This window comes from Bilifractor sp. LCP21S3_A7 (assembly GCF_052118825.1).
Classification (GTDB): Bacteria; Bacillota; Clostridia; order Lachnospirales; family Lachnospiraceae; genus Bilifractor.
On sequence record NZ_JBQKGL010000005.1, the window covers coordinates 196,916 to 218,316 of the forward strand.

Sequence of the window (21,401 nt, forward strand, 5' to 3'; positions counted from 1 at the left end):
TCTTCTCCTTATCCGACCGCTGTCTTCAATTCCAGTCTCGCCTTTCGCTTTCGCACTTCCCGGATCCACTTCTGTAAGAGCTTGTTTACCGTGTCCCAGTCGGGTTTGCGGTCATATGCACCGTATGCCTGGATGATCCTGGTTCCGTCGGTTTCGATGGTGTAATATGGAACCTCTGGTTCCGCTGTCTTCCGCAGAAAAACGATGAAGCTCTCTCTTTTATTCATCTTTTCGATGTATCCGGCGCGGCCTACGCAATGGTGCTGCAATCTTCCCTCGTTCCGGATGTCTGAGGCGGATCGCGGAACCAGGAACAAATAGTCTCCCGCTGCCGCCTGGAACTCCCGGCAGTTTTCTTCGTAATCGTTGATAATATTCTGGTATTTCCTATTGATTTCTTTGTCTTCGTCCGCTTCCTTTTCCTCTATGTACTTCGCGTGGTAGGTTCGCCATTTCTTGTTCCGGTAAACAATCTCATCTGAAATATTCATTCCTCTTGCTTTGGCCATGTTCAGGTAATCCCGGTATTCCCTGATTTCATCTGTCTTCATGGCTTCTGTTTTCTCCAGTAGTGTTACGATATGGTTCAGGTTCAGGCCTTCCGCTGCCGTGATGATCAGTGTTTTCTTTTCTGTGTCCTTGATTGATGTCAGAACATCAAGTGTTTTGTCTGTGGTTTCCGGATGGTCGAGCAAAGTTTCCGCTTCGTATATTCCTCCGCTTACCCCGGCAATTCTCCTTCTCTGCTGAGTGGAAAGTTTTTTGATTGCTTTCAGATTTTCTTCCCGGTTCATTCCGTTTGCGTACATTACAATGTCATAGGTCAACTGTTCCAGTCCGTTTTTTATCAGCCGCTCTATCTCCGGATAATTGTCAGCTGTGACCGCAAGCTGTCCGTAATCCATCGGTATATTCATTGATTGCAGGGTCTTCACGACATGTTCCGGCAGGCCCAGCTCCGGCAGGTTCTTTTTGTATAAAATCATCCGATTCGGACAATTATTTACCTGCGTCCCGCCTTTCCGGTCCCACCATATTTGTTCGCGTCCGATTTTCCCCCGAACTACTCCGTAATACCACATCTCCCATTTCCCGATCGGCACAAAGCTGAAAGCTCGGATGATTTCTGTCAGGCTGTATGATGTCTCCTCTTTCGTTACGTCAAATTCGATTCTGAAATTGCGTTCGACATACATTCCATTTGCGCATGGCTGAAACATCTGGACATATTTCCTCCCGTGCAGGTGTCTCTGCCTTTTTTTCAGCGTTGGAATTTGTTTTCTGCACCAGTCCCGAAAGCCTTTTGGAAGCGCCGGCGCTTCTTCTGCTTCTTTTGCTATTTTCTCCGCCCTTCGGTTTTGCGACTTTTTCCACTTTTTGTAATCAATATTTGTTTCGTACTCTCTGATCTCGCGCTCTACATCTATGCATTCCGTTCCCGTTAACCGGGAAACTTCTTCTTTGGAATTATCACCGAATCCGTATTTTTTGAACCAAGATTGGATATTTCTGTATGCCTGCCGTGTCCAGATACCAACTTCCGGATAGTATGTCAGATACCCGTTCTTCCACACAAAATGTATGATTCCATGTACATTCTTAAAGTTGTATGTTGCTTTATGCTCCGGCAGGAGAATCATCAGCGCTTTTCCTTCCGTGGTTTTTATCGTCTTTGCGGTGTTGTCGTCCGGCATTTGATCGGGAAGCGCCGCGAGGAGTTCTTTCTTTTTCATTTCCGATCCCCCAGATAGTACTTTCTGATGATTTCTTTCGCTTCGCGCATGTTGGGTACATAGAATTCCACGCGTGAAGGCTTGGGTTTTAAATTCACCATTTCGATAATTTCTTTATCTACCTGCTTTCGGTTTTTGAATGACAGTTCCATCAATGCGGCTATGCATCCTTTCAGGCTCTTCCCGTTTTTTCGTATTGCCTTTGCCATTTCTTCATCCTCGAACGCCTCGGCCTCGATGTAGGAAAGCCAGTCCTGCATAATTCCTTTCGGTTTCAGGGCTTCGCCTTCGATAAACAGCTTTCCTTCCGCTGCCATTGTGGCGTCTACGAAGATTTCGCTGTCACCATTTGCGAAGTCGAGAGCATATTCTTCTTCGATTCCGTTTTCTTCCGCTAATTTCTTTAACGAATCAATATCTCCTTCGTTTACCAGATTCTCCGCCAAAGTATTCAGTTCTTCCGCGGATCCCATCTCTCCGAAAATGTCATACATGTTTATCCCTCCATCCGCTCTTTCATCCATTCAGTGAACTTATGTGTCCCGGTCTCTGTATTCAGGTCATGTTCCTTGGATATCAGCCAGATCTGCATCCACTCCTGCTGCAGATGCATTGGTTTCCCCTTTTTGTCCCGGAATCCGTTCTTTGCCCATGCCGGCATCTGTGTAGTGATCATGTTCATTGTCCAGGAATCCTCCGCGTAGATCGTGACCCGGCACGGCCCGGTGATCCGCTTCAGCGCACGGCTCACGGCTATCACCGTGGCACCGTGATAGGTTTCGGTCACTTCTTCCGGCTCTCCTCCGCGGGTTTCTTCTTTTCCGTCTTTTTCACAGGACAGAAGATAGCAGATCTTCCGCTGCGACTTTTTCGGGCTTTTGGTCGATACCCCTATGTAAATTCTTATGTCCACTTAAATCCTCCTCGTCCGCAATACCGTATAGCTCCGGTATTCGTAACCCATCCGGTTTATCCCTTCTTCGATGCTGTCCTTGTCGATGTAGAATCCTTTCGGGCACCACATCTTTGACGGCCAGGTCTTCCTCTTGCAGTCTCTTTTCTTTGGTTCTGGCGTTGGCAGATTCCTCGAGGTTGAATAACTGGCCTCTTTTAATCTCGGATCCGATTTTTCATCTTTTGTCACGTATTCGGCCAGCTCCCGGAATTCTCCCCGGTCGTGAAGCAACTCGTGCCAAATCCTTCCGTGTGTCCAGCACTTCGCAATGATGATGTCCGTGTCTGGGATCCGGTTCATAATCAGGTGTGTGTGCCAGGCTCCCCGGCTTCCCACCTCTATGTTCCGGATCCACTTCAGGTCCTCTCCCCGTTTTTTATATTCTCTTCTGACTTTGGTTATGAACCGCTGCCAGTCTTTCTTTGCCTGCTCCATACTCTCCGGTCTTTCTTCTACCCGGTAGGACAAGCAGACGAAATAATCGTTGATGTCAAAATTCTGTCTCAGTTTATGCCGGCATGTCTTCACCTTCAGCCGGTGGTTTATCTTTTCCATCTGTTCCGGTGTCGGTTTCTCTTTCGGGCTTCTCCCTCCGGGAGGTCCGTATCTCTGTGAATGGTACTGCTCCACCTCAATCGCATTCCGGAACACATATTTCCGTTGTCTGTATGCCACTGCCCTGTACCTATCTTTAATAACCTAATCGAGTTCGAAAGGGCCTTTCGGGCCCCTGTTTTTATTGACTTTTTGTGTGATGTGGCATACAATTTAATTGCAGATAAATTTATACCAATTTGTACCACCCCACACAGGACGCCGCTTCCGCAGCGTCCTTTTCCTTTTACCAATCTGTCGGTTTCTTTCCCCATCTAACCGTTTCCGGTTTTACTGTTCCGTGGATCCCGTTCTTGTAGGTCAGGTAGGTATCCCCGTTGAAAAAGATCTCATACGAATACTCTCCTACCGCTGCCGTTGCAGAGACTTCTCCGTCTTTTCCTATGCAGGTTTTTATTTCGACTTTTTCTTCGATCCTCCCGCTCAGGTCCCTGACCTTGGCGGTGATTTTTTCCAATTCTTCTACCAGTTTCACATCCGGATTAATCACTTTCATCCTCCCGGTTTCCGTCCGCAACTGAGCAGGTGATCAAATAAAAAAATGACACCGCCCCGACCACGATAATAGCCTTTGACGGCCGCTCGATCCCGATCATTGATATTGGCAGCAGGAACAAATAAGCGGCCAGTATCCTGCTCATGATCTTCAAATACAGCATTTTCATTTTCCCCCTCTATACAGATCAGTTCTGTCATGCCTCTGCCTCTGTAAATCTCTTTGATCATGCCAACCGCTCCCAGATAACTCTTGTTTCTTTGTCCTGGAATGGCGGAGCTACGCCACAGTCTATGGCGTCTCCCCATGCCAGGAGATCATCAAACACGTCCGACCGGATCCGCACGATTCTTCCACAGTGCGTCACCGCGTCCCTGGGATACCTTACCCCGATCAGATCCCTGATCCGGCTGAGCAGACCGTTCACGGTCGATACCGATATGCCGTATCTTGCGGCAAGCTGTCTCTTGCTTTCGTATGTTTTCATATTCTTCCCCTTCCTGGCTTTTCCTCTTTTGTGTATAATCACATTAGGAGGACAGTGCCATGTTACTTAATAAGGAATGTGTTCAACTTCTTGAAATTATGTACGATCACCCTGAGAATGTTCTGGATGAATCTCATTACGAGGACTGCATGCATACGCTCTCTGAACTCGGCTTCGTATCTTCTCATCTTCACTATGAAGACGATGACTCCTACTGGGGAGTTTCTGCCGTTCGTTCCCCTTACAAAATTACGAACAATGGCAAAGCATATGTTGAAAACGTCCGTAATATCCGTATAGAAAACGCAGAGGCAAAGAAACAAGCCCGCGAAGCAAAGATTATCTCAATCGTTGCACTTGTAATTAGTGCATCTGGCATAATAGCTTCAATCGTTCTGCACTTCCTTTAGAAGAAGCGGGCTCCGATCGCGAGACCTATTCCGAATGCGTCTATCGCTATGGCGATAATTGCGCAGATATAGGCTATGTTTATATCGTCCCAAATACTGTCTTTGTCGTCTTTGTCATCTCTCTTTTTCACTTCTTATTGCCCCCTACGCGGATTAAAAATCAGCGATACGATGATCGCCGCTACAGCTGAACTAATAATTGGATATACCCAATCTCTCCAATCCATGTATTTATTCCCTCCCTATCTTGTTTTGATGGTATAATTTGAATAATTTCAATTTTTGAAAAGGACATTTCGTATGAAGCTAAACTTGGATACAATACGCACACTCCTTCTCTATCTCGAGGAAAACCTGGCTGTTTCCGAAAATGGATTCGAGGAAATCGACTATACTCAAATTTCTGAAGATACTAAAATCTCTATTCCGGAAACAATAAACACACTTAAAGTTCTTGACGAAGCCGGATTTATTCAAACGATCGGTAATTATGGTGATGATTCTATTGATGAACTCTGCGTTTTTCGTATTACGTATGATGGATATCAGTTCATTGATAGTATTCGCCCTGTGCCTCGATGGAAAAAGGTATTAAAAATTCTTGCAATTATTGGATCCTCTTCCTTGAATCTAGTTTCCCCTATCGCCTCGCAGTTAATTGCCTCCGAACTTTCAGAAGTTTTTGAAAACTTTTCCAAAAACAGCAGAAGCTAAATCGTTGTTATCGATAGAGGCAATGCATTCGTCAATTTCTTCCTTTGACGGAATATCGTAATTGTGCCGGTCAATGTATGCTTTAAAAACCATAATTGCCTTATGCATTGCTACTTTGTAAATAAATGCTCGTATCGCAAAAATAACTGTTAATGCTGCGAATAAAACTGCCGCTATTGTCGAAAGCATCTCTACTCTTTCACCTCCCAACATCCTTCAAACCGCTCCGCCCCGAATTCCTCGCAGAGCTTCGCCTTCACTGCCTCATCCAGCACCTTCTCGCCCCGCTCGATCTTCCGTAGAGCCGGGATGCTGATGCCCAGGTAATGAGCCAGTGTGTTCTGGCTAATGTGCCGTTTACATCTCTCGTAAATTATGAGAGAGCCTGACATTGCCGCATTCATCGTGATCGCCCTCTTTCTATTTCATAGTTAAACTTTTGGTTTACTTCTGCGGACAAAAAAACAGCCATTCCACAGAAACGTTATAATGTCTTGCCAGCTTAACTTTTGTATCGTCGCTCGGGACTGACAACCCACTTTCATACTTTGAAACCGCCATTGACGTGACTCCTATCGCATTTCCGAGGTCTGCCTGCGTCTCCTTGTGTTCGATCCTTAGAGCTCTTATCCTCTCAGCTGTATTGCTCATTTTCTGTGTTCATCCTCCTTTCGTAAACTTATGGTTTACGTTGATTATAATAAACCAGAGGTTTATAATTGTCAATAACAAATCCCAAAGTTCTTTGTTATTTAATCGAGGGTTTAAATATGGGTGAATATGCAGAAATAAAAGACAGAATAAAACAGTTACGTTTATCGAAAGGTTGGTCTCAGCAAACGCTTGCCGAAAAACTTGGAGTCACAAATGTTGCTGTGTCTCAATGGGAGCGTGGGGTTAAACAACCCAAAATGGAAATGAGAGAGGCTTTGTGTGATCTTTTCAATGTAAACATGGAATATTTAAATGGGAATTGGGATAAAATCTCGAGGCTCCTATCCGAAGACGAGGCCAAGTTTTTAGACGCCAAAAGAAGCAAATCCGACGCCTTCCGCACTGATATCCCGATCGGTCATTACCGCATCCCTGTCCTGACTACTGTGGCAGCAGGAAAGCCGATCTTTGCTGAAGAGGATGTGTTGGAGTGGATCGACTACGACAAGGAACCGGGCGCACACGTCAGGGCCTGCCGGATCGAAGGCAACAGCATGATCCCGCGGATCCAGAACGGGGATACCGTAATATTTGATAGTGAATTGGGATGGGAAGACGGGGATGTAGTGATCGCTACTGTAAACGGGGATCACGCCACCTGCAAGAGGATCAAGAAGTATGCGGATGGAATCGCCCTGCTGTCGGATAATGCGAATTATGCGCCGATGTATTTTTCGGAAAAGGAAGTGAACGAGCTGCCGGTGAAAATCATCGGGAGGGTTACGGAGGTAAGAGGTAAGCTGTAAATTCTATAGGAAAGGTTATCGGGACATATCACAGTTCAATGTAAAGATTTATTAATAGGATATAAAATGAGGAGGAATAATATGAACAAAGTAATTCCGCTTGTAACTGCGTCTGTTTTATCATTTGCTTGTCTAATATCTGGGTGTGCGGGAAATTCCGAAAATAGCGTTAATATGATCGATGTAGACACTCTTCCGTCAGATATCACGCTAAAAGGAACCGAAATGAAAGTAACTAAAATTGATTTATATCAAAATCGTTCTTCGGAGCAGGGGCATCCTTATTCTTTTGCCGCAGTGATAACGATAGATAGGTCAAAAATTAATGATGATGATTTATATTGGTTGCTTAACCGTGATGATGGAACAAATCCATTGACGGCTGATTGCTATCTTACTTCAGAAAAAAATGATATTGAATTTGAATCCGTTCCTAAAGTTTCTGATTATTATGATAACGATAATCTTTATTTCATATTTTTTGATTATGACAATGAATGTCGTTATGCACTAACAGATGCAGAATTGTCATTTGATATAAATGCAGAACAGCTAGATACATACACATACAAAGGAAACGAATACCACAAAACTACGTGTTATTCATATAGTGTTAATCACGATTATAGTAAAATAAAACTTAAAATGAAGGATTTATCTGATATGCCTCTTGCACAATTCACCCAGTTATACAAAGGGGTAAAAGCTGATGCGGATTTTTATAATGGGCTTGCAAACGCGGAAAGCAATTAAAATCATGTAAAGAAGAGCACCAGAAATATTGTGGTTGGAATAAGCAGATTCCACCGAAAGCAAGTTAAGAGATACGCGGACAGCATCGCCCTGCTGTCGGATAATGCCAGTATTGCACCGATGTATTTCTCCCGGAAGGAGGTTGAGGAGCTGCCAGTGAAGGTTATTGGAAGGGTTACGGAGGTGAGGGGAAAGCTGTAACTACCTATCACCATAACACATCATGGCGCATATACACGTATTTAAGCGTTATACCATATTGACAAATTTGACCTTGGGTGCTATCTTAAAATCATAAACAAGCCCTAGGTGCTAGGCATCCCACTGATACGGGAGCTGCCGATACCTAGGGCTTTACTCGTTTTTGGAGGTAATATATGAAAACTGCTATTTTAGTCGATGGGGGATTCTACAGAAAGCGGGCCTCTTATTTATGGGGTAAAAAAGAGCCTGACAGAAGAGCAAGTGAACTCATCGCATATTGCAACGCTCACCTGAAACACGAACAACGATTCGAGCCCTCGAGAACTCTATACCGTATTTTTTACTATGACTGTCCACCGTTGGATAAAACCATTTATCATCCGTTGCTACAGAGAGGAATTGACTTTCGCCATTCCGAAACTTTTGGTTGGACAAACAGTTTCTTTGATGAATTAAAAATGCAACGCAAAGTGGCGTTGCGGCTTGGTGAACTATCGGAAGAAAATGCGAGCTATAGGCTTAATGATGAAAAGCTTAAAAATCTACTAACCGGCAAAATCGGCATAGCGGATCTTACCGAGAATGATTTCCAAGTGAACTTTCAGCAAAAAGGCGTTGATATGAAAATCGGTTTAGATATTGCGTCGCTGTCTTACAAGCGTCAAGTTGATCAGATTATTTTGATTGCGGGAGACAGCGACTTTGTACCCGCTTCCAAATTGGCGCGTCGAGAAGGGATTGATTTTATTCTTGATCCAATGCAGGCGAATATCAAAGATAGCTTATTTGAACATATTGACGGTCTGCATTCTCCCTGGGGAAAGAGTAGTAAAAACTCTGATCGAACAACCCTGGACAAGCCCAGGGAAAATAGCGTTTCATAATGGCTACCAGAAGATATTTGAGGTCGGAAAGGTTCCCGACGCACCCGCAATGGTACCTGAGATGATGGATACGCCGCCCATCCACTTATCTTCTATCGGTTTGAGCTGGTAGCCTATGCTACTGGCTCTTTTTTGCATATAAAAATACCTCGGGGCACTGGCATACCCCGAGGGAAGCATGAAAGACAAGGGATCATGCACCCGCAACTCAATTATAGCATTGATCCCGGAAGGGAGAAAGCATGTGGAGTCAGAAATTAAAATCGGGAAGCATCTGTTACTTCGAACGGTACAAGGACCCGCTGACAGGGAAGACAAAGACAGTTACAGTGACGTTGAAACCGACCGGACGGAAGTCTGATGCAAGAGTGGCCGAGGATGTCCTTCGGGAGAAATTACAAAAAATTATGGCATCCGGAGACCCGGTTATCAACAGCATCACATTTAAGGATCTGTGTGAAAAGTATGTGGAGTATCAGCATAAGGAATTGAAGCTGCAGAGCGCAGAAGCCACGAGGAGACGTGTTTCTACTCTTATTCGATTAATTGGCCACGATACCATTGCAAGCCATCTGAGCGCGCCTGTAGTGGCTGACAGGCTGTATACCGGAGATGATATTACGTTTAATGAGAGGCTTACTCGTTATAAGGCTCTCATGCGCTGGGCTTATCGTGCCGGCTATGTGGATGATGTGGCCTATCTGGACCGGATCCAGAAGAAGCGCGTGCCATCTACCCGCGTTCGGGATGCGGAAAAATATCTGGAGCACAACGAGATAGACAGGCTGTTGTCAGGCATGAAAATCGAACGCTGGAAGCTCTTCACGGAATTTTTGATTCTTTCCGGCCTGCGGATCGGCGAAGCTATCGCCCTGAATGATTCGGACGTGGATCTGAATACCAGGGAAATATCTGTTACCAAAACCTTTTCCAGGGAAATTCGGCAGATCAGCACGACAAAAACCGAAATGTCGGAACGGACCGTGTTTATTCAGGACGAGCTTTTGGACGTATGCCGGCGAATCAAAAAATTCGAGAGGGAACGGCAGCTGATGTATGTATATCGGACAGATCTATTCGTATCCGACGATTACGGAAAATACGTCAATTATGATGCGTATGCAAAGTATTTTCGGGAAAACACGGAACATCTTCTTGGACGGAGGCTCACGCCCCACAGCTTGCGACATACGCATACCGCTCTTCTGGCAGAGGCAGGGGTTCCGCTCGAAACGATCAGCCGCAGACTTGGCCACGCAAACAGCGGCGTGACCCGCGATGTATACATGCATGTGACAAACCGGATGAGAAATAGTGATGCCGAAAAGCTGAAATCCGTGAAAATGCTAGATATTTGCTAGATGAAAAGAAAAAAGATCCCCGGGAACCCTTATAAATAAAGGGATTCCGGGGATTACTATACTGCCGGTGGTGGGACTCGAACCCACACGCCATTGCTGACAACAGATTTTGAGTCTGTCTCGTCTACCGATTCCGACACACCGGCGTTTGTCAGAAAATAAAACAGAGTGCCTTTTTCGGGCACTCTGTTAGTGTAGCATATCGGGTATTTAAAATCAATGCAAAGTTCACAGCTCGTCGCTCGTCGCTCGTCGCTGACACACAATGCCCGCCTGCGGGGCATGACGGTTTACTTCTCTCCGAACATTTTACGGTATTCCAGGGTGAAATCGAGAGTTGCAAAATAATCCTTTGGCGTTTCAGGACGACGAATCATCTCGTAGCTGCCATCAGCCTTCAGAAGGATTTCCGCAGACCAGAGCTTTCCGTTGTAGTTGTATCCCATGGAGAAACCATGTGCTCCTGTGTCGTGTATATACAGAATGTCGCCCTTCTTGATTTCCGGGAGCATGCGGTCGATTGCAAATTTGTCGTTATTCTCGCAGAGCGAACCCACGATATCGTATTTGTGATCGCATTCCGCGTTTTCCTTGCCCATCACTGTGATGTGATGGTACGCGCCGTACATGGCAGGGCGCATCAGGTTGACCGCGCAGGCGTCCACACCGATATATTCCTTGTAGATGTGTTTTTCGTGAATCGCGCGGGTGACAAGGGCTCCATAGGGGCCCATCATGAAACGACCCATTTCGGTGAAGATCTTGACATCGCCCATTCCTGCCGGGACGAGGATCTTGTCGTAGACTTTGTGCACACCTTCGCCGATGACATGGATGTCGTTCGGCTCTTCCCATGGCTTGTAAGGGATGCCGACACCGCCGGACAGATTAATGAATCCGATGTGCGCGCCGGTTACGTTCTGAAGTTTTACGGCGAGATTGAACAGGACTTCGGCAAGCTTCGGATAATACTCGTTTGTGACTGTATTGCTTGCGAGAAAAGCATGGATGCCGAATTCCTCGACGCCCTTCTCCTTCAGAATACGGAATGCCTGAAAGAGCTGGTCTGTCGTCATACCATACTTGGAATCCCCGGGATTGTCCATGATTCCATTGGAAAGCTCGAACAGCCCGCCGGGATTGTAGCGGCAGCAGATACGTTTCGGGACATATCCCAGTGCTTCCTCGATATCCGCAATGCTGGTGAAGTCGTCCAGGTTGATGATGGCATGGATGTCATTCGCCTTCTTGTATTCCGTAAGCGGAGTGTCGTTTGAGGAGAACATGATATGGTCTCCGTCAAACCCCATTGCCTCGGAAAGCATCAGTTCGGTCATAGAGGAACAGTCGCAGCCACAGTCGTACTCTTTCAAAATTTTGATGAGTGCGGGTGTCGGGGTTGCTTTAACGGCAAAATATTCTCGGAAGCCGGGATTCCAGGCAAATGCTTCCTTCACCGCCTGTGCGTTTTTACGGATTCCTTTTTCGTCGTAAATATGAAAAGGAGTCGGTACATCGCGAATGATCTCTTCAAGTTTCTCCTTTGTGACAAAAGGCGTTTTCTTCATGGGTAGATCTCCTTATAATGACTCCGGCAAACAGATCGGAGGTGAACTTATACAGTATGCGGAGCCCCATTCACGGGACACCGGGTTTCCTGTACCATTAAAACATACTCTGATTAAAATGTAAAACACTTTGTGACTTTACAAAGCTAAAATATACTGTATAAGCTCTTCGAAAACGCATACAGAATCGTCACGCGCGAAGCACGGAGCAATCCGTAGCTTATACAGTATGTGGCACGACTTATATAAGGGTTTATTGGATATGCTTATGATTATAAAGGTGATCCTGACAGTATTCGTAGTTTCCGTTGCATTTGGAACAGAACCGGAATTCGAGATTCGGGTCATCGAGTTCTGTTCGTCCGCACACGGCACAGCGGTGAATCGGCCGTCGGCCGCTGTTCGGATTGCCCTGGCCGGCGCCGAAGGTGCTGCGGTCAATTTTATCTCCTCTGTTTGCGCTGTTTCCGTAAGGGGAGCTGTTCTGCCCGCTATTGTAGGGAGAACTGTTCCGGCCGGTGTTGTAGCCGTTCATGTAGCGGCGGAAATTTCTCCGCGTCTGCCGCTGGCTTCTGCTCATCCCCTGCGTGCCATGTGTGAGGAAGAAGAAAATAATCGTGCCGGCGAGTGAGCAGACAATCATGATGATCCTCGGAAGACGCATTGACGCGGGGGAACTGATGACGTCATAGATCAGATAAATGATGTCGACGATGGCCAGGTATTTGATCCGGATCGGTATGATGAACATAAACAGCATTTTCTGATCGGGAAAGGTCAGAGCGAATCCGAGGAAGATGGACAGACTGACATAGTACGTGGAGAACATCATTCCATAATCCACACCGGTGATGGCGTACAGGACGAATGCGCCGATGACGGTCATGATCAGGCCGAAGAAAATGTATACGTCATAGAGAAAATCGCCCCAGGTCCGCTCCAGGAGTGTTCCGAGCTGATAGTAACAGATCAGCATGATGATGGTCCAGATATTCAGAGATGACGGGGGAATCAGCCACCAGGATACGAGACGCCACACCTGTCCCTTCAGAATAAGAGATGGTGAAAGCGTCAGATAGTTAAAGACCGTTCCATATTCCGGATTCATGAGTGCCATGAAGTAGAGGATATATCCTGCTACATAGGTCATAATGATGTAAATGGTCAGATGATGGATTGCATACTTTCCGATTTTCCGTTCCAGTTTGTGTAAAAAATCCATGGATCCTGTCCTTTCTTTCCCGTATTAAGACGGATGTCAGGTGAAACAGAATATCCTGTCATCCGGTGATACGATATAGCCGGCTCTCTTGTTAATTTCTACAATTATAAGGGGCAGCCGAAGGGTTGTCAACGTCGCACAATGCCGCAGCCCTGGCGTCGTACAATGCCTCAGCCCTGGCGTTGGCTGTCTGCAATATTTGACGCATCTTTCTCGTATTCTTCGTTGATAACAATTTAACAAAATGACATAATATGGAATTGTAATCCCGGTTGGATGAAGGCGGATATTAGGACTTTTCAGGCCGGGGTTAGGACAGAACATCGGAATCACAAAGGATTCCGGAACGGTCTCAGAGAATTATGCAAGACAGATTCCATAAAGGAGGATACTATGGCTAGATTACGTTTAATGAGAGCACCGCTAAAGTATGTTCAGGGAAAGGATTCGCTGCTTCATTTCTGTGAGCAGCTGCAGGATCTCGGATCAAAATGGCTTTTTATCTGTTCACACAGCGGATATAAGAATTGCCATGATAAAATCGAGAAGAGTTTTGAGGGAACAGATAACGTCCGTCATTATGAAGTATTCAGCGGTATCTCCAGTATCGGCGAGATTGAAAAGATGCGGAAGATTGTCCGTGAGGAAGGCATCGATACGGTAGTAGGTGTAGGCGGAGGATCGGCGATTGATACCGCCAAGGCAACCGCATATTATGAGAAGATCCATGACGTCTCCTGCCCCACTGTCTGCGCGACAGATGCTCCCTGCACAGGACTTTCAGTTATTTACAACGATGATCACTCGTTTAACAGCTATCTCTTCTATCCGAAAAACCCGGATGCTGTAATAGTGGACAGCGCAGTTATCGCAAACGCGCCGACCCGTTTTCTGATTGCGGGCATTGGTGATGCGCTCGGAACATATTTCGAGGGAAGAGCCTGCGTTCGTACCGATGCGCCGAGCCTTGAAAATGGTGGAATCACCCGTTCTGCCATGGCGCTCTGTGAGCTTTGCTACAAGACACTGCGTGACTACAGCGCAGCAGCAATTCGCGCGTGTGAGAATCATGTGGTAACACCCGCACTGGATGCGATCATTGAGGCAAATACCTATCTCTCAGGAGTTGGTGCGGACAATGCCGGGCTGGCAGCTGCGCATTCCTTCTACAATGGGTACACCGGTCTCGAGAACCATCCGGCGCAGCATGGATTATGTGTTGCATTCGGTACGCTGGTTCAGCTGCAGCTTGAGGGCGCTCCCCGTGAAGAGTTCGATGAAGTGCAGAACTTCTGCCGTGAGACGGGGCTTCCGGTTACGCTTGCAGAGCTCGGTGTAACTACTGATGAACAGGTCAGAAAGATTGCAGAGCTGGCTTGCGTTGAAGGGGAATCCATTCACAACATGGTTGCGGATGTTACGGCGGAGCAGCTGTATGACGCAATCCTGGCTGCAGATGCACTTGGAAAAGAACTGCAATAAGGAATAAAGCGGTTCGTTTCCGGTTCGTGTGTGAAGCGGTGAAGGAGGTGCGGGGGATTGAAAGGACAGCTCCCCTGTGCTAAAGTGATTTATATTGGAGGCGGATGGACTGTTTCGCGGCCATCCGCCTCATATTTTTACCATTCAGTCAGGAGAAAAAAGCATGGCGGGATCAACTTTTGGAACAATCTTTCGCGTCACTACCTGGGGAGAGTCGCACGGCAAGGGAGTCGGCGTTGTCGTGGACGGATGTCCGGCGGGGCTTCCTCTTAAAGAGGAGGATATACAGCCCTTTATGGACCGGAGGAAACCCGGCCAGAGCCGGTATACAACGAAGCGTGCGGAATCCGACAAAATTGAAATTTTATCCGGCACTTTTGAGGGGATGACCACAGGAACGCCGATTTCGATGATGGTACATAACACCGATCAACACTCGGGGGATTACAGCAGCATCATGGATAAATACCGCCCCGGACATGCGGATTACGGATTTGACAGCAAGTATGGCATACGGGACTACAGGGGCGGCGGGCGGTCCTCAGGCCGGGAAACCATCGGAAGGGTTGCCGCGGGAGCAATCGCTTCTCTTCTGCTCAAACAGCTGGGAATCACGATCACTACCTATGTCAGACAAATCGGGCCGATACCGATCCGGAGTTTTGATGAGAAGGAGATCATGAACAACAAGCTGTATATGCCGGATGCTTCCGCGGCCGCAATGGCTTCCGCATACCTGGAAAAATGTATGTCGGAGAAGAATTCGTCCGGTGCGATGATAGAATGCGTTGTGAAGGGAATGCCGGCGGGAGTCGGGGAACCGGTCTTTGACAAGCTGGATGCGGATCTGGCGAAGGCGATCATGTCGATCGGAACGATAAAGGGAGTGGAAATCGGCGACGGCTTTGGTGTTGTAGAGGCAACCGGTGCGGAGAACAATGATGACTTTACCATCGATGAGAACGGCAGAATCACGAAACAGACCAATCATGCCGGCGGAATCCTGGGAGGCATCAGCGACGGATCGGATATTGTGATCCGATGCGCGAGCAAACCCACTCCGTCTATCGCAAGGCCGCAGCAGACGGTCAGCCGGGACGGGAAAAAGGTTGAGATTGAGATACACGGCAGACATGATCCGATTGTGGCACCGAGAGCGGTTGTGGTTGTCGAAGCGATGACGGCCATTACGATTGCGGACAAGCTTCTTGTTGGAATGAGTAGCCGGATGGAAAATGTGCGCCGGATATGGATGCCTGAGCGCTGAGAAAATTTCCCTGGTTTTTAGCCGTGTTCTCGTTCTCGCGTTATTTCCACGGTACCATGTTCGTTCATATCTGTCGCCGCCACAAATGTTCTTGCCCACTGGTGAGCAGGCAGGTCATGTGCCAGGAACAGCGTGGCTGGAATTATTTGGCAGATATAGCAGAACCCCGGCTGGTTTCCAGCCGGGGTTCTGCTATACAATATATGATTGCCGTGTCCCCTCTTCTCTGGGACGGCATGTGACGGCTGCGAAAGCTGAAAAGCAACTCTGGCAGCTGTCTTCATACATATTCATACATATTGTAACGCCCCGTCTGCGGGGCATGATGGTTTACTGAGCGCTCTTTGCAAGCTCGGCGAGCTTGGTGAAGCCTTCCTTATCGGTAACCGCCATGTCAGCCAGTACCTTGCGGTTCAGATCTACGCCTGATTTCTTCAGTCCGTACATGAACTTGCTGTAGGAAAGTCCGTTCAGTCTTGCTGCGGCATTGATACGCGCGATCCACAGCTGACGGAACTGACGCTTTCTCTGCTTGCGTCCCGCATAGGAAGAGGTCAGTGCGCGCATAACGGACTGCTTTGCGACACGATACTGTTTGCTTCTGGCTCCTCTGTAGCCCTTAGCCAGCTTTAATACTCTGTTATGTTTTTTCTTAGCGTTTAAACCGCCTTTAATTCTTGCCATTTTCGATTATCCTCCTTAACCAAATGAACCAAAATGAATCAGATTCGATGAAATCTGTCGTATATCGGCAGAATGCACTGTCTGCCTCTCGTCTGCCCTCCGAAACTTTAGATCTCGGAAAATTTCTGCGATGGAAACCCCATTACATGTAAGGCAGGCATCTCTTCATCTGACGAACGTTTGTCGCATCCAGAACGGCTGCTTTTCTCAGATTTCTTTTTCTCTTTGTGGTCTTCTTGGTCAGGATGTGGCTCTTGTAAGCCTTATGTCTTACAATCTTTCCGGTTCCTGTAACTTCAAAACGTTTTGCCGCTGCACGGCGTGTTTTCATCTTTGGCATTTTTAAAATCCTCCTTGTGTGTTATTTCCTTTTCTGTCCCAGCACGATGCTCATGTTGCGGCCTTCGATCTTGGCCGGCTTCTCGAGAACAGCAATATCCTCCACCTGTTTTGCAAAGTTGTCCAGAACAGGTCTGCTTGCGTTCATGTGAGCCATCTCACGGCCTCTGAAACGGATGGTGACCTTTACCTTGTCGCCTTTTGTAAGGAACTTGCGGGCTGCACCAACCTTGGTGTTCAGATCGTTTGCGTCGATATTCGGGGACATACGAATCTCCTTGATATCTACGATATGCTGTTTTTTGCGGGCTTCCTTCTCGCGGCGTGCCTGCTCATAACGGTATTTGCCGTAATCTACAATCTTACATACCGGCGGCTTTGCCATTGGGGCTACCTTTACCAGATCCAGTCCTGCGTCCTGAGCTTTCTGAAAAGCCTCTCTAGAGGACATGATGCCTAACTGCTCCCCGTTTTCACCGATCAGACGAACCTCGCGGTCGCGGATCTGCTCGTTGATCATCGCTTCGTTATTAATTTCCTTACCCTCCTTCATGAGATCCTACCGTTCAACTCCGGAAAAGAAAAAAGTGAATAACCAGACGGCTATCCACTCTATACGCTGAGAAAAACATTGGACTGCTCACAATCCTGCTTTCTCGTACGATATAAACCTGAGACACGCCTCCGTGATCAGGTGAGAGTGGAAGCTCTTCTTTCTTTTCAACTTCACTAACATACCATGATCATGAGGCGCTGTCAATATTTATTTGCAGAATTCTTCAAAGCTATTTATTTTCATGACGGTTTCCTGTCCATGCAGCATGTATGAATGCCGGGCCTTTGAAACCGGCTGTCATCGGTAACACAGTCGATGGGTATCTGTTACTGTGCCTCGGAGGCAGACGCGACCGCGTTGCTGTCAGCGCTTTCTGCGGAGGTCTGTGACTTCAGGTAGCCGAGACTGTTCAGCTTGTCGTAAATCGCCTGCGCGATCTCCTGGTGACCGGCGTCATCAAAGGCAGGCTGATCAAGGATGTCTGAGGTGAGCGCAAGGTAATGATCGCCGAAAGCGTCCGTCATGGCCTGATCGTAGGAGGCAGTGTCAACTTCGTTGTACGGATACATGCCGACAACGACGTAGTCGTTTTTCTGTGTGTACGTATCAAGGATCTTCTGAATCTGCTCGGCAAGCTCGTTCGGATCATTGTTCCATCCGCCGTAATAACCCATGCAGATCACCGGAATGGCGTCAAGATCATCGCGGTCCTTCTTATACTGGCTGAGATCATCGCGCACGATGTATTCGGTCGCGTCCAGTTCCGCTCCATTCGCGTTGTTCTGATGCGCGGTGATGTAGGTATTGATGTCATTGTCGCTTACGCCGGCAAGTGCCATCTGTGAAAGGGTTCCGGAGTTGTCCCAGGTGTTGTTTTCTACCGTGTAATTGGTGTAACCGTTCTTCTCAAGCAGCTGTGACAGATAATCCGGATAGCTGGTATCTGTGGAGCCGTCTTCATCCAGAATATCTCCGCGGATACTGATCATGGTCTTTGCCGCAGGCGTCGGTGTCGGCGTCGCGGTTGCTTTCGCGACGACACTAGATCCCGTGCTGGATGACGATACGGAGGATTCTCTGACCGATTCAGCCGGAGCCACAGAGGAATCCGATTTCACGGCTTCTGCCGAGGCATCTGCCTGTGACGCGCGATACGTGGCTGTCTCCTGCTGGACCCGTACGATCCGGAATCCGATGTACCCGGCTACGCCGATTGTGAGCAGAAGGCTGATTACAAATAATACGAAACGTCCCTTTTTACCCAATTTTTTCACACTCCCTTATTAAATTCTGAAACGGATATCGGTTCCGCGCTATTTAAGGCGCAGAAGAACAAGCCTATGATAACACAATCATTCCGGATTTTTCAATATATACCCGTCAGGAAAGCGCATATCCAGAGAGCGCCAGAAGGTCTCGACCTTTTCTCCGGCGGTCTTTAGTGTAACTCTCTGCACATCGCTCCATTCACGCGGAAAAAGCCTGCGGTACTCTTCCGTGAGAAAGCGGTCATCGAGAAGCGCAATGATCCCGCAGTCGCGTGTGGTCCGGATCACGCGCCCGGCAGCCTGGAGGACCTTGTTCATTCCGGGATACCGGTAAGCAATATCAAAGCCGTTTTCCTTCTGCGTGCCGTCATGCTTCCGGTCATAATATTGCCGGAGCAGCTCTTTCTCTGTTCCGATCTGAGGAAGCCCGGTTCCGACAATTATCACCCCGATCAGCTGCTCTCCTGCGAGGTCAATTCCTTCCGAGAAGATTCCGCCCAGAACGCAGAACCCGAGCAGTGTTCCGCTACGCTGTTCCGTGAATTTTCTCAGAAATTCCTCGCGCTCCTGTTCGGACATCTGCGGGGTCTGGCTGACACAGGAGACAACGTTTCCATCTGCGCCGGAATTGGTTTTGTCCGTTTCGTCACAACCGGTCGAAACAGGTTCGCCGCCGATGTCCGCAAATGCTGTCATATAGATCTCGCGGACATCGTTCATCATTTGATAGGATGGGAAAAAGATCATATAATTGCCGGCCCTTTTTTCGGTGATGATCCGGATGTAGGAGGCGATGCGGACATACTCATCGTGACCTCTTCGCCGGTACCGGCTGCTGACATCGGACCCTGCGAGGATCAGGCGCTTTCGGCGGTCAAAGGGGGAGGGTATATATACGGCATAGGTGTCATCTCTTGTGGTCAGAAGATTGCGGTAATAATTGACCGGGATCATCGTCGCAGAAAAAAAGACAGCAGAGCGGCCTTTGTCCAGGCAGCGCTGCAGGTTTGAAGCCGGATTCACGCACAGGAGCTTCATATGCAGATCCTTCGGGGCAGTGACCTCGTCATAGATCAGATAATTTTCATCTGCCAGATCCGCGATATTGAGAAAGGTGTATATCTGAAAATAAAATTCCAGAGTATCCTTTCTTGGGCCGTCTTCGCGAAGATCCTCCAGGAGGTCCTCGAGTCTTCCGCTCAGATTCATCAGCTGATTGAGAAAATCCCCCGGAAGGGAGAGAATCTCCAGATTTTCACAGGATTTTTGATATTTGAGAAGTGTTCTGATACAGGCGGACAGGCTGCGGACAGACTGCTTCAGCTTTAACGGGAGATCCTCGGAGACGCCCTTCCCGGCGGGCATTGAGGGAAGGGTATCCGCGAAATCCTTCAATTTCTTTCGCATTCCCCGGAAATCGCTCAGAAAAAGACCGGCGCTGAACATTTCTCTTCCGCGTTCTACCAGGTTGTGAGCTTCATCAATCAGAAACAGATATTCGCCTCTCCGGCTTCCGTCGCCAAAGAAGCGTTTCAGTCTGGCATTGGGATCAAAGACGTAGTTGTAGTCACAGATCACAGCATCTGCAAAAAGCGCCAGATCCAGCTGAAATTCGTGTGGACAGACCGACCATTTTTCTGCCTGCTTCTCTATGTCGGAGCGGCTGTATTCCGTTTCCCTGGTCAGCATCTCAAAAATCGCGTCATTGACGCGGTCAAAGTGTCCTCTGGCGCGGGTACAGATCTCGGGTCTGCAGTCCGGCTCGTCAAGGACACAGATTTTTTCCTTCGCCGTAAGCGTCAGGGATTTGATGCGGAGACCACCGGCCTTCAGCCGCGAAAATGCATCTTCTGCGACAGTCCGGGTGATGGTCTTGGCTGTCAGATAGAAGATTTTGTCGGCGAGATGCTCTCCCAGCGCATGGACCGCGGGAAAAACCGAGGAAATGGTTTTGCCGATCCCAGTTGGGGCCTGAACAAAGAGTTCCTTCTTGCGGAGAATGGTGCGGTAGATATCTACAGCAAGCTCACGCTGGCCAGGGCGGTATGTGTAAGGAAATTCCAGACCGTGGATGGAACCATTCCGTTCCCTTTCCCATGAGACCTGAAAATCTGCCCATCTGTAATATCGTGAGAGAAGATCCTGAAACCAGTCCGCAAGATCCTGGATGGTGTATGCAAAAAGAAACTGCCGGAGTTTGTCTGTTTCCAGCCGAACATAAGACATGCACACGTAGAGAACAGGCTGGCCGGAGATATCGCGGGACTCTGGAAATAATTCCGGGTGATGAAGTGCATACAGGAAGGCATAGCATTTTGCCTGTGCCAGGTGTACCGGCACAGGCTGGTTCAGATGTGCGGGATCCTGCGAGATCCCCTTGATTTCTTCAACGATGGTGATCGCTTTGGCACCAGTTCTGGGCTTGCGCCTGTGTCGGGGAGCGGCCGTCTGGGCCGTCTGGACAGTGCCACCTTGCGTTGTCTCCGTCCCGATCTCCCTGCTTTGCGCTGTGTCAGCCGAAATGCTGCCGTTTTGCGGTGCCCCGGATGCCTGAACTGTCGTATCGCTTTCTTTGCCGCAGAACTCAGCTCCTGAGAAATCTGCCCATCCGGAACCGTGATAGATACCATCCGCGCGGCCCTCCACGATGAGTGTGAATTTTTCGTACTCCTTCTCATAGGACAGAGGGACCTCCGCCTGATAACCGGCTCGGCGCTGCTTCTGCAGTCTGCGGTGAATCCTGCTTCCCTCCTGCATGGCCTCACGGTCAGCAAATCCCTCCCGCGCACCCTGAAGGTCTCCGCTTCGCAGAAGAAATTCCACGAGATTACGCACGGAAATCCGAAGAACTTTTTTCTCCGGGACATTTTTCTCTTTCTGTTCGGTTGTGCTGTTTTCCCTGCTTTTCTGTTTCATCTGCCGCGGATTCCATTCACAAACTTC

At 48.1% G+C, this 21,401-nt stretch carries 27 protein-coding genes and 1 tRNA gene; 9 read left to right on the forward strand and 19 right to left on the reverse strand.

Going from position 1 to position 21,401, the window contains the following annotated elements:
• Window positions 1–8 precede the first annotated feature (8 nt).
• From ACTQ1O_RS06535 to ACTQ1O_RS06565, 7 genes are all read right to left on the reverse strand, one after another.
• Window positions 9–1,733 (reverse strand): PcfJ domain-containing protein, encoded by a 1,725-nt coding sequence (locus ACTQ1O_RS06535; protein WP_441486603.1) that lies wholly within the window; start codon window positions 1,731–1,733, stop codon window positions 9–11.
• A complete protein-coding gene (locus ACTQ1O_RS06540) occupies window positions 1,730–2,227 on the reverse strand; it encodes a hypothetical protein (RefSeq protein ID WP_441486604.1) in 498 nt (165 codons plus the stop codon). The genes ACTQ1O_RS06535 and ACTQ1O_RS06540 overlap by 4 nt, the downstream gene beginning before the upstream one ends.
• 2 nt (window positions 2,228–2,229) lie before the next feature.
• Window positions 2,230–2,646 carry a hypothetical protein gene (locus ACTQ1O_RS06545; RefSeq protein WP_441486605.1) on the reverse strand — a complete coding sequence of 139 codons (417 nt, stop codon included), beginning with the start codon at window positions 2,644–2,646 and terminating at the stop codon, window positions 2,230–2,232.
• The gene (locus ACTQ1O_RS06550; RefSeq protein WP_441486606.1) at window positions 2,647–3,363 is read right to left on the reverse strand and encodes a rolling circle replication-associated protein; all 717 of its coding nucleotides are present in this window, start codon (window positions 3,361–3,363) and stop codon (window positions 2,647–2,649) included.
• 166 nt (window positions 3,364–3,529) lie between these two features.
• Window positions 3,530–3,799: a hypothetical protein gene (locus ACTQ1O_RS06555; RefSeq protein WP_441486607.1), complete on the reverse strand. Its 270-nt coding sequence runs from the start codon at window positions 3,797–3,799 to the stop codon at window positions 3,530–3,532.
• The gene (locus ACTQ1O_RS06560) at window positions 3,796–4,029 is read right to left on the reverse strand and encodes a hypothetical protein (RefSeq protein WP_441486608.1); all 234 of its coding nucleotides are present in this window, start codon (window positions 4,027–4,029) and stop codon (window positions 3,796–3,798) included. Before ACTQ1O_RS06560 ends, ACTQ1O_RS06555 begins: the two co-directional genes overlap by 4 nt.
• Entirely contained in the window at window positions 4,026–4,286 is a 261-nt protein-coding gene (locus tag ACTQ1O_RS06565; RefSeq protein ID WP_441476105.1) for a hypothetical protein, read from the reverse strand. Before ACTQ1O_RS06565 ends, ACTQ1O_RS06560 begins: the two co-directional genes overlap by 4 nt.
• Before the next feature lie 59 nt (window positions 4,287–4,345).
• Here ACTQ1O_RS06565 and ACTQ1O_RS06570 point away from each other — a divergent pair, with 59 nt between their 5' ends.
• The gene (locus ACTQ1O_RS06570) at window positions 4,346–4,696 is read left to right on the forward strand and encodes a hypothetical protein (protein ID WP_441486609.1); all 351 of its coding nucleotides are present in this window, start codon (window positions 4,346–4,348) and stop codon (window positions 4,694–4,696) included.
• Here the strand turns inward: ACTQ1O_RS06570 and ACTQ1O_RS06575 are convergent.
• Window positions 4,693–4,827, reverse strand: a complete 135-nt coding sequence (locus ACTQ1O_RS06575) for a hypothetical protein (protein ID WP_441476107.1) — start codon at window positions 4,825–4,827, stop codon at window positions 4,693–4,695. The two genes, ACTQ1O_RS06570 and ACTQ1O_RS06575, sit on opposite strands and share 4 nt — an antisense overlap.
• A gap of 169 nt (window positions 4,828–4,996) precedes the next feature.
• Here ACTQ1O_RS06575 and ACTQ1O_RS06580 point away from each other — a divergent pair, with 169 nt between their 5' ends.
• A complete protein-coding gene (locus ACTQ1O_RS06580) occupies window positions 4,997–5,410 on the forward strand; it encodes a DUF2513 domain-containing protein (protein ID WP_441486610.1) in 414 nt (137 codons plus the stop codon).
• On the opposite strand, the gene ACTQ1O_RS06585 is transcribed toward ACTQ1O_RS06580, so the two are convergent.
• From ACTQ1O_RS06585 to ACTQ1O_RS06595, 3 genes are read right to left on the reverse strand one after another with little or no spacing between them, the layout of a single operon-like run.
• Window positions 5,369–5,599: a hypothetical protein gene (locus tag ACTQ1O_RS06585; protein ID WP_441486611.1), complete on the reverse strand. Its 231-nt coding sequence runs from the start codon at window positions 5,597–5,599 to the stop codon at window positions 5,369–5,371. The two genes, ACTQ1O_RS06580 and ACTQ1O_RS06585, sit on opposite strands and share 42 nt — an antisense overlap.
• A gap of 2 nt (window positions 5,600–5,601) precedes the next feature.
• Complete coding sequence (locus ACTQ1O_RS06590; protein ID WP_441486612.1) at window positions 5,602–5,814, reverse strand: helix-turn-helix domain-containing protein; 213 nt, start codon at window positions 5,812–5,814, stop codon at window positions 5,602–5,604.
• Window positions 5,815–5,854: 40 nt separating this feature from the next.
• Entirely contained in the window at window positions 5,855–6,061 is a 207-nt protein-coding gene (locus tag ACTQ1O_RS06595; RefSeq protein WP_441486613.1) for a helix-turn-helix transcriptional regulator, read from the reverse strand.
• A 119-nt stretch (window positions 6,062–6,180) separates the two neighbouring features.
• Here ACTQ1O_RS06595 and ACTQ1O_RS06600 point away from each other — a divergent pair, with 119 nt between their 5' ends.
• The 5 genes from ACTQ1O_RS06600 (at window position 6,181) to ACTQ1O_RS06620 (ending at window position 10,072) form a co-directional block, all read left to right on the forward strand.
• On the forward strand, window positions 6,181–6,870 hold the full coding sequence (locus tag ACTQ1O_RS06600; protein WP_441486614.1) for a LexA family protein: 690 nt from the start codon (window positions 6,181–6,183) through the stop codon (window positions 6,868–6,870).
• Between the two features lie 81 nt (window positions 6,871–6,951).
• A complete protein-coding gene (locus ACTQ1O_RS06605) occupies window positions 6,952–7,623 on the forward strand; it encodes a hypothetical protein (protein WP_441486615.1) in 672 nt (223 codons plus the stop codon).
• A gap of 30 nt (window positions 7,624–7,653) precedes the next feature.
• Entirely contained in the window at window positions 7,654–7,824 is a 171-nt protein-coding gene (locus ACTQ1O_RS06610; protein ID WP_441486616.1) for a hypothetical protein, read from the forward strand.
• A gap of 176 nt (window positions 7,825–8,000) precedes the next feature.
• Window positions 8,001–8,711, forward strand: coding sequence for an NYN domain-containing protein (locus ACTQ1O_RS06615; protein ID WP_441486617.1), 711 nt, complete (start codon window positions 8,001–8,003; stop codon window positions 8,709–8,711).
• 242 nt (window positions 8,712–8,953) lie between these two features.
• Window positions 8,954–10,072: a tyrosine-type recombinase/integrase gene (locus ACTQ1O_RS06620; protein WP_441486618.1), complete on the forward strand. Its 1,119-nt coding sequence runs from the start codon at window positions 8,954–8,956 to the stop codon at window positions 10,070–10,072.
• Window positions 10,073–10,134: 62 nt separating this feature from the next.
• Here ACTQ1O_RS06620 and ACTQ1O_RS06625 read toward each other — a convergent pair.
• The 3 genes from ACTQ1O_RS06625 to ACTQ1O_RS06635 form a co-directional block, all read right to left on the reverse strand.
• Window positions 10,135–10,218: transfer RNA gene (locus tag ACTQ1O_RS06625), tRNA-Leu, on the reverse strand.
• 144 nt (window positions 10,219–10,362) lie between these two features.
• Window positions 10,363–11,640, reverse strand: coding sequence for a diaminopimelate decarboxylase (locus ACTQ1O_RS06630; protein ID WP_441486619.1), 1,278 nt, complete (start codon window positions 11,638–11,640; stop codon window positions 10,363–10,365).
• 253 nt (window positions 11,641–11,893) lie between these two features.
• Window positions 11,894–12,862 (reverse strand): hypothetical protein, encoded by a 969-nt coding sequence (locus ACTQ1O_RS06635; RefSeq protein WP_441486620.1) that lies wholly within the window; start codon window positions 12,860–12,862, stop codon window positions 11,894–11,896.
• 393 nt (window positions 12,863–13,255) lie between these two features.
• Between ACTQ1O_RS06635 and ACTQ1O_RS06640 the strand changes: the two genes are divergently transcribed.
• Together ACTQ1O_RS06640 and aroC are read left to right on the forward strand one after the other, a co-directional pair.
• Window positions 13,256–14,344, forward strand: a complete 1,089-nt coding sequence (locus ACTQ1O_RS06640; protein WP_441486621.1) for a glycerol dehydrogenase — start codon at window positions 13,256–13,258, stop codon at window positions 14,342–14,344.
• Window positions 14,345–14,507: 163 nt separating this feature from the next.
• Window positions 14,508–15,611 carry a chorismate synthase gene (aroC, locus tag ACTQ1O_RS06645; protein ID WP_441476118.1) on the forward strand — a complete coding sequence of 368 codons (1,104 nt, stop codon included), beginning with the start codon at window positions 14,508–14,510 and terminating at the stop codon, window positions 15,609–15,611.
• Between the two features lie 330 nt (window positions 15,612–15,941).
• Here aroC and rplT read toward each other — a convergent pair whose 3' ends face one another.
• The 5 genes from rplT to ACTQ1O_RS06670 all read right to left on the reverse strand — a co-directional run bounded on the left by rplT (window position 15,942) and on the right by ACTQ1O_RS06670 (window position 21,374).
• The gene (gene rplT / locus ACTQ1O_RS06650) at window positions 15,942–16,295 is read right to left on the reverse strand and encodes a 50S ribosomal protein L20 (protein ID WP_441098980.1); all 354 of its coding nucleotides are present in this window, start codon (window positions 16,293–16,295) and stop codon (window positions 15,942–15,944) included.
• A gap of 142 nt (window positions 16,296–16,437) precedes the next feature.
• Entirely contained in the window at window positions 16,438–16,635 is a 198-nt protein-coding gene (rpmI, locus tag ACTQ1O_RS06655; protein ID WP_441098981.1) for a 50S ribosomal protein L35, read from the reverse strand.
• 21 nt (window positions 16,636–16,656) lie between these two features.
• Entirely contained in the window at window positions 16,657–17,154 is a 498-nt protein-coding gene (gene infC, locus ACTQ1O_RS06660) for a translation initiation factor IF-3 (protein ID WP_441099142.1), read from the reverse strand.
• A gap of 362 nt (window positions 17,155–17,516) precedes the next feature.
• Window positions 17,517–18,455, reverse strand: a complete 939-nt coding sequence (locus ACTQ1O_RS06665) for a hypothetical protein (protein ID WP_441486622.1) — start codon at window positions 18,453–18,455, stop codon at window positions 17,517–17,519.
• Between the two features lie 87 nt (window positions 18,456–18,542).
• Window positions 18,543–21,374 (reverse strand): ATP-dependent DNA helicase, encoded by a 2,832-nt coding sequence (locus ACTQ1O_RS06670; protein WP_441486623.1) that lies wholly within the window; start codon window positions 21,372–21,374, stop codon window positions 18,543–18,545.
• Between the last annotated feature and the right edge of the window lie 27 nt (window positions 21,375–21,401).